The sequence below is a fragment of the Lactobacillus sp. MRS-253-APC-2B genome (assembly GCF_012843675.1).
Classification (GTDB): Bacteria; Bacillota; Bacilli; order Lactobacillales; family Lactobacillaceae; genus Limosilactobacillus; species Limosilactobacillus pulli.
This window is the reverse complement of record NZ_JABAFO010000031.1, coordinates 1-7,281: the sequence shown is the minus strand read 5'-3', so window position 1 is coordinate 7,281 and position 7,281 is coordinate 1. Positions and strand designations below refer to the sequence as shown.

Annotated in this window: 8 protein-coding genes and 1 tRNA gene; 3 read left to right on the top strand and 6 right to left on the bottom strand. The window is 44.1% G+C overall.

The genetic code is table 11. The features are described 5' to 3' along the window. Both HF864_RS09120 and HF864_RS09115 read right to left on the bottom strand, forming a co-directional pair. The coding region (locus tag HF864_RS09120; RefSeq protein WP_169462677.1) for a helix-turn-helix domain-containing protein at positions 1–98 on the bottom strand (98 nt) is incomplete at its 3' end. 113 nt (positions 99–211) lie between these two features. Next, positions 212–1,633, bottom strand: coding sequence for an amino acid permease (locus HF864_RS09115; RefSeq protein WP_169462676.1), 1,422 nt, complete (start codon positions 1,631–1,633; stop codon positions 212–214). A gap of 85 nt (positions 1,634–1,718) precedes the next feature. On the opposite strand from HF864_RS09115, the gene mmuM reads away from it, so the two are divergent. Beyond that, the gene (gene mmuM / locus HF864_RS09110) at positions 1,719–2,636 is read left to right on the top strand and encodes a homocysteine S-methyltransferase (RefSeq protein WP_169462675.1); all 918 of its coding nucleotides are present in this window, start codon (positions 1,719–1,721) and stop codon (positions 2,634–2,636) included. Positions 2,637–2,801: 165 nt separating this feature from the next. On the opposite strand, the gene HF864_RS09105 is transcribed toward mmuM, so the two are convergent. The 4 genes from HF864_RS09105 to HF864_RS09090 form a co-directional block, all read right to left on the bottom strand. Then, positions 2,802–3,446 (bottom strand): HAD hydrolase-like protein, encoded by a 645-nt coding sequence (locus tag HF864_RS09105; protein WP_169462674.1) that lies wholly within the window; start codon positions 3,444–3,446, stop codon positions 2,802–2,804. Between the two features lie 93 nt (positions 3,447–3,539). Continuing rightward, the gene (locus HF864_RS09100) at positions 3,540–4,418 is read right to left on the bottom strand and encodes a collagen binding domain-containing protein (protein ID WP_169462673.1); all 879 of its coding nucleotides are present in this window, start codon (positions 4,416–4,418) and stop codon (positions 3,540–3,542) included. A 544-nt stretch (positions 4,419–4,962) separates the two neighbouring features. Next, positions 4,963–5,472 (bottom strand): ECF transporter S component, encoded by a 510-nt coding sequence (locus tag HF864_RS09095; RefSeq protein ID WP_169462672.1) that lies wholly within the window; start codon positions 5,470–5,472, stop codon positions 4,963–4,965. Between the two features lie 5 nt (positions 5,473–5,477). Further along, positions 5,478–6,311, bottom strand: a complete 834-nt coding sequence (locus HF864_RS09090) for a PfkB family carbohydrate kinase (protein ID WP_169462671.1) — start codon at positions 6,309–6,311, stop codon at positions 5,478–5,480. Between the two features lie 214 nt (positions 6,312–6,525). Between HF864_RS09090 and HF864_RS09085 the strand changes: the two genes are divergently transcribed. Next, positions 6,526–6,599, top strand: a tRNA-Pro gene (locus HF864_RS09085). 190 nt (positions 6,600–6,789) lie between these two features. Then, positions 6,790–7,281 (top strand): helix-turn-helix domain-containing protein (locus HF864_RS09080; RefSeq protein WP_169462670.1); only part of this gene is annotated, 492 nt, incomplete at its 3' end.

Below are 7,281 nucleotides of genomic sequence, written 5' to 3'. Positions count from 1 at the left end.
CTAGGCAGCTTAGTTGCCTTGAGAATACCAGCCTCTCGCCACCGGTGAAGGGTAGGTCGGCTGATTTGAAGCAGTCTTAAAACTTCATTTGCTTTCATTCTTTTATTATATCATATGATATTATACATACTAATAGATATAATTATTTTAACAACTAAAATGCAAAAAAATAGCACCAATGATGCTAAATAAAAAAACATATCACATAATATCATTTATATGAAAAGATATAAGTTTTACAAACTATATCAGCAGTTTCTGGATGACGCTTTTGCCACCACCAATAGCCGAGATAACATATCAAAACGAACGGCAGCGTCCAATACAATGCGATTCGCTGCTGAGGATCAAACCAGATTAAAAGACATGATAGCCCACTTGAGATTAAGGCGAATAAAGGAACGAACGGGTAGCCGGGCGTGCGGTACAAAAGCTCATCGATTTGATGTCCCTGTGCTAGGAATGTCTTTCTAAAATTTAGCTGCGCCAGGGCGATTGCCATCCAGACAAAAACAACGGCCAATCCAGAAATTGAAACAAGTACCAAGTAGACGGTATCAGCTGCGATTACGCTGGAAAGTAGGGCCAAGATGCCGCCCAGCATGCTAAATGCCAATGCTACCGTGGGGATGCTGCGCCGGTTGGTTTTAGCAAAAAATTTCGGCAGCATCCCTTCATTACTAAGTGACCACAGCATTCGTGTCGAAGCATAAAGACCGGAATTAGCCGCGGAAATAATAGCTGACAAGACAACAAAATTCATCAAGTCACCGGCAAACGGAATCCCCATCATCTTAAAGACATAGACGAATGGGCTTTGAGTAACGCCGGCTTTTTGGTATGGGATCAAGGCGGCCATTACGATCATGGAACCAATGAAAAAGATAATAAGACGCCAAAGGGTAGTATGGATGGCTTTGGGCAGTGTTTTTTCGGGTTGCTTGGCTTCACCGGCCGTTACCCCGATCAATTCGGTACCGGAAAAAGCGAAATTTACCGTCAGCATGGTCGTAAAGACGCCGCCAAATCCCGTTGGAAATAAGCCATCCTTAACGAAATTCTGCAATCCAGGGGCATGCGTATAACCCTTGAGTGGAATTACGCCAACAATTGCCAGCGATCCCAAGACGATAAAAGCAATGATTGCAAACACCTTGATCGCGGCCAGCCAAAATTCACTTTCCGCAAAAATCCGTACAGAATAGACATTGCTTATCACAATACCAATCATAAACAACAGGCTCCAGATCCAGACTGGCGTATGCGGAAACCAATCGCGCATGATCAGTCCAGCAGCGGTAAATTCAGAACCAAGAGCAATCGTCCAAGTCAGCCAATAAAGGATGGCGACGACAAAGCCGGTTGCAGGATTGATATAGCGCTTGGCATACACGTGAAACGAACCAGTATAAGGCATTGCCACTGAAAGTTCGCCCAGACAGAGCATGACGCTGTAGACGATCAATGCGCCAACGAAATAGGCTAGCACCGTTCCTAAAGGGCCTGCCTGATGAATTGTATAGCCAGAGCTCAAGAAAAGCCCGGTACCAATTACGCCGCCCAATGAGATCATTTGGATATGACGTGATTCCATTTTGCGTGCCAAGTGTTCAGTTTGTTTGGCAATTGCCATTTTTTCACTTCCCAAGCTAAAATAATTGTTAACAGCAACTAATTAGAATATCATTAAAAAATAATAACACAAAAGGGTGAAAGTAATGGTAAAAAGATCAATTTTCTCAAATCCGTTGGTAATTGATGGCTCAATGAGTACCAGTCTTGAGCGGCTGGGCTGTGATACGGACAATGAGTTGTGGACAGCCGCGGCTTTGCTTAACCAGCCCGAACTCGTTTATCAAGTACATAAGGAGTATTTTGAAGCAGGGGCGCGGTTGGCGATTACTGATACCTATCAGGCCAATCTTCCGGCACTTAAAAAAGCGGGACTGACTGAAAGACAAGCGCGGCAGGTTATTGAAAAAGCCGTTGAATTGGCTAAGCAGGCGCGGGATGATTACGAAGCCGAATCAGGAGTGCACGGATATGTGGCAGGCTCACTGGGACCGTACGGCGCTTATCTTGCCAATGGGAGCGAATATCGTGGCAATTACGAATTAACGGCGGCCGAGTATCAGGCATTTTACCGCCCCCGCTTGGAAGCAATCATCAATGCCGGCGTGGACTGCCTGGCATTGGAGACCCAGCCGAAGCTTAGCGAGGTTAAAGCGGTTTTGGATCTGCTAAAAAATGAGTATTCTGATCAAAGAGTTTATGTTTCCTTTACCTTAAAAGATACCGAAACCATCAGTGAAGGCACTAAACTTACTGACGCTGCCAAAGCTGTTTCACAGTATGATCAGGTAATCGGCGTTGGCATCAACTGTATTCCGCCGCGGCTGGTAACACCGGCGATTAAGAAACTAAAAGAAGCTACGGAACTGCCGATAATCGTCTATCCAAATTCGGGAGCAAGCTATGATGCAGCGACTAAAACCTGGTCAGTTGCACCTGCTGAAGATGATTTTGGTAAATTAACAAAAGAATGGCTGCTTGCTGGGGCTAGCGCAATTGGCGGCTGTTGCACGACTACGCCCGCGGATATCGCGAAGATTGCGGCAGTTTTAAATGATCAATAATATTAATAAAAACAGCGTCATCGCTAGGGTTTAAAAAGCCAAGACATGACGCTGTTTTATGTTATCCGGAAATCTTTTGCGCTTAGCTGTTGATAAATTAGCTTATTTAAGGCTAGGATAAATGTTCTTTAATTGATTGCTGAATAATTGAACTAATCAGCCGTTTTATTTATTTTCGTGGTGATCTTCCCAGACCTTGCGCAGCATTGGGTATCGCAGATCACCAGTTTGAGATACCTGATAGTCGGCCGCGCTCAAAAGTTCTGCATCGCCAATACCAATTGAGATCAGGTGAGCCTGATTGATAGCAGCGATATCGGCTGGAGTGGTGGCCAGAGCAATGCATTCGTTTGGCGCTACCGATAGCTGTTGCGCAAAGGCAGAGTAAGGATCGCCTTCATTAGGGATGATTGCGGTAAAGTAGTCGGCAATCTGCAGCTGCTTTAAGATGAGTTCGGCATGACCGCCGTTATCGACGACCCCAATGTTGACGTAGTGATCGTCCAGGTTGATCAAAAGGCGTTCGATCCCAGGCATTACTGAAGATTCATCCAGCGAGTCCAACGCTTTTTGATACATCTGTTCTTGTTCAGAAAGCAAGGCGGCCTGTTCTGCTTCATCGGCCGTTTGGTGCAGCTGGTTCAAAACAATTGGCAAAGCAGCGGCGGCACTGAGGTTTTTGAGCTGCGGGGCTAGTTTGCCAGGTAACCCCAGCCCATACTCATACATTGCCAGTTCGCGCCAAGCGTCAAACTGTTGCTGATTTGTGTCGACGATTAGATTGTTGACGTTAAAAATTGCACCCTTCATAAAAATATTCCTTTCAATAAATACGATAACTTTATTTTAACCCAAAGCTTGGAAAATGAAAACGCCGCCATAACATAAGGGGGATTCATTGCCTTAATTTAGCTGGCTGATCAAGAAACGTTTTAATTGATAGGAGACATTGGCCGTGTTGTTGAAGACCGCTAAATCATTATCAGTGATTTTCGTTCCGTAGCCAACCAGAATCGTTTTACCGGAAAATTCGTCTTTATTGAAACGGAAAGTAAGAGTCTTGCCGTTGATTTTAATTGAGGAATTAGGGTAGGCGGCTTTGAATTGTTCAAACGACAATGACTGCCCATTAACGTCAATTCGATTATATCCTGAATCTGGATCGAACTGTTGGCCGCCTTGAATAGTATCTGAACAGGTGATGTCACTGCCAAGCGCAGCCGCATCACTGTTCAAATAGATACCCCAAGCCAGGGCATTGTGATCGCCTTGAGTGATCATCATCTCCACTTTGCTGCCGCGCCATCCGTTACCACTTGGCTGTTGACTGCTGCCTTTGGTGATTCCTTTGACTGGAATGGATGCAGCAGTACTGCCGGCTGTAATCTGGATTGTCTGATTCTGTTCGTCAGTGTTGCGAACTTCAACGTCAAATGAAAAATTACCGCTGACATTTTGCAGGTCATTGATTTTGTCATTAAACGTCAAGATTGCGCCGGTTTGATCGACGGTGTAGTGGCCAACCATTGTTCCATTGACGTAAAGATCCTTACCGCCAACGTAACTGTTGACGTAGGCCTGACCACTGTTGGGCCAGTTGACATGAATCGTGTCGCTGCCTTGAATCTTACCGCGCGCATCGCTAAAAGTTCCGCTGACCGTGACATAAGCGTCATCATTATAGATTGATTGCGTTTTTTTGGAATCACGTTCGACAACAGTCAGATTAGTAATACGGTCACTGACATCTTGCGGCTGATGACTGCTGCTGACAACCGACACCGCGGTATGTACATCAGTAGTGCTGTTTTAATTTTGTTTTGATTGATTATTGACAGAAGTGCTATTGACAATTGATTGTGAACTACTGCTCGATATGGCGGGCTGTTCACTAGCAAAGACATGGCTGCCGGTCATAGCAAGGTTAACCAGCAACATTAAAGAAAATGCAAGAGAAACACAGAATAGTGCTCCTCTTTTTATCATACGATTAAAAAATACCCCTTTAGTAACTTAAATCAGCACGATGGAGATTATATTGCAGATGAATGGACTTAGTCAATCGCTAATTTAAAACGTTTTACATAAAGCAATTTGAATATTCAAATTGATGCAGCCAATATGTTTAAATATTCAATTGGAATCGATAAGCCATGGACTTGAAATAATATTTTTCTTTGTGATTATTTGAACAAAAAATCATATTTATCAAAGCTGATGGCATCTTGGCTAAGCGAGATAGCATTTCTGTTTTCTCAAAAAATAACGCCATGCCCAAGGTTTCGCTACCTCGACATGACGCGGTTTAATGACGATGCTTTAGATGTTATTTGCCAGTAAGGGCAGGGTGAATTGCTTTTTCAACCGGTGTAGCAATCAATAGTGCAATTACCGAGCCGACAATCCCTTGAATTAGGTTTGGGAAGATGCCGGCAGCCCCAGTTGCCCAGGTGTAAAGAATTGCATCGGAGAAGAAATAGCCGACAACCATAACGATCGTACCGGCTGAAACACCGGCAACGCGACCCCACTTGCCACGGACGTACTTAAAGACCAGGCCAGCAACGATGCCTTCCAGACCATGCGAGATAAATGAGAATGGGGCGTATTGTGCAAAGCCTGAAATCAGATCCAAAAACATGGCGCCAAATCCGCCGATAAAACCACCTGCCCATGGACCAAGCAGCATAGCACCGATAAAGATGCCGACATCGCAAAGGTTAATGTTGCCATGCGTCCAAGGTAGCGGAATCAAGAAGAACCGTCCAAAGATCAAAGTTAAGGCCGTTAAAAGCGCCGTAAATACCAAATGTCTAACCGTTGCAGATTTATTCATCGAAATCACTCCCTATTATGCCTGATTACAAACTGCATTAAATGATCGAGACGCAGACCAAATCGTCGCTCACTGTCAGCAAGCGGTGCGGTCTGTTGAATTGCTTGTTCCATCGCTTTGATTGAGTTGCTGATTGCAGCATCCAAAGGCCAGTGCTGCAAGAGCCTGCCGTAAAGCAGTGCTGCAAAAACATCACCGGTTCCGTAAAAATGGCCTGGTTGAATTGAGTTGCCATAAAACCGCAATTCATGATCTTGCAAAAAGCAGCAGCCAACCTGATTATTTACTCTCACCCCGGTCACGATGACATCAGCCGTAATCTGTTGTGATCTCAGACACGCGATACCCTGCTTAATGGCTTCAGCAGTTGGCTTACAAATTGGCTGATTGGTTAACAGACAAAGCTCGGTCCAGTTGGGCGTGATCAAGTCGGCATGGTGGCAAAGCTTACGAATCGACTGAACGTAGTCTTGATCAAAGCCAGGATAAAGCTTCCCTTGATCACCTATGACTGGATCAATCATCTTAAAGAATGAGTCCTGATCATTTTGTTGGACCCATTTGTCCAACCGATCAGCCAAAGTACGCTGACCAAGGTAGCCAATCAAAATGCCTGCTGGCTTGATTGCTTGATCTTGCCAGTGCCTAAGTGCGTTATCAATCCATTGTTCAGTATCCAAAACGGCAGGCTGGCCAAAGCCTTCTGTCTGACTGGATAAAACGGTGGCTGGCAGCGCAGCGGTTGTGATTCCCATTGCCTGCAAGACGCTTAGTGCACCAATCATCGAAATCTGACCCAGGGCTGAAAAATCTTCAATCAGTAAGACGGGCTTGGACATACAAACGATCCTCTCTAATCATTTTTTAATTTGATGATATTAATATAAAGCGTGAAAATCAGGCTGACAAGGGGTGTCATAACATTAGCTAGAATTGTATCGATACACTACATTTGGCCTAATCGTATATTGATCTTGAAAACGGCTTGACACCAGCATTATTTCACGGTAGTATTTATAACTGTTGGTAAGATTAATTGCCAAATAATAGTTTCGGGAAATAGCTCAGCTTGGTAGAGCACCTGGTTTGGGACCAGGGGGTCGCAGGTTCGAATCCTGTTTTCCCGATTGATTAAAGGATCTCTGCTGAAATTGGCAGAGATCCTTTTTAATTATGCCTATCCATCCCGTGACTTTAGTCATGGGATGGATAGGCTCACTCAATGTCCATTTGGACGCTTTTTCTTTTGCCATTAAGAACACCTTAATCGTTATAGTCATTAGCTGATGATATAATCCAATTAAAGGAGGTGAAAAAATGAAGTCAATGGCACAGTTAGAATATCATTATGGATTGAAGGTTCGCATCTATCCGAGTGATTACCAGAAACAAATAATTAAAGTTAATAGTGATGCTAGTCGTTTTATCTACAACGAAATGGTCTCAATTGGCAAAGAGCTTTGGCAATTAAGCCGAGTCAAACTACCAATTGATACGGTACAAGATCGCATCCAACAGCTAAAGTTTCGTCAAAACGCTAAGCAGATGTCAAATCATTTCCAGTTTTTAGAAGATAAGCGTATTGACAGTCTTGCTAAGGCCAATGCAATTCAAAACTATTACAAGGCTTGGAACGCTTTTCGCAAGGTTCATAAAACCGGTGTGCCAAAATTTCATCGTAAAAGCTATGCTTGGCGATACCAGACCAACTGTCAATATCCAAAACAAAAGGCGGCCCGGCTAGACAATGGTACCGTCTGCTTTGAAGATCGCAAACATATCGTGGTACCCAAACTAGGACGTTTGCGT

What these genes read in the sequence shown, in the direction of transcription:
- HF864_RS09115 (WP_169462676.1), bottom strand. Translation starts at nt 1,633, where the DNA reads ATGGCAATTGCCAAACAAACTGAACACTTGGCACGCAAAATGGAATCA.
- mmuM (WP_169462675.1), top strand. Translation starts at nt 1,719, where the DNA reads ATGGTAAAAAGATCAATTTTCTCAAATCCGTTGGTAATTGATGGCTCA.
- HF864_RS09105 (WP_169462674.1), bottom strand. Translation starts at nt 3,446, where the DNA reads ATGAAGGGTGCAATTTTTAACGTCAACAATCTAATCGTCGACACAAAT.
- HF864_RS09095 (WP_169462672.1), bottom strand. Translation starts at nt 5,472, where the DNA reads ATGAATAAATCTGCAACGGTTAGACATTTGGTATTTACGGCGCTTTTA.
- HF864_RS09090 (WP_169462671.1), bottom strand. Translation starts at nt 6,311, where the DNA reads ATGTCCAAGCCCGTCTTACTGATTGAAGATTTTTCAGCCCTGGGTCAG.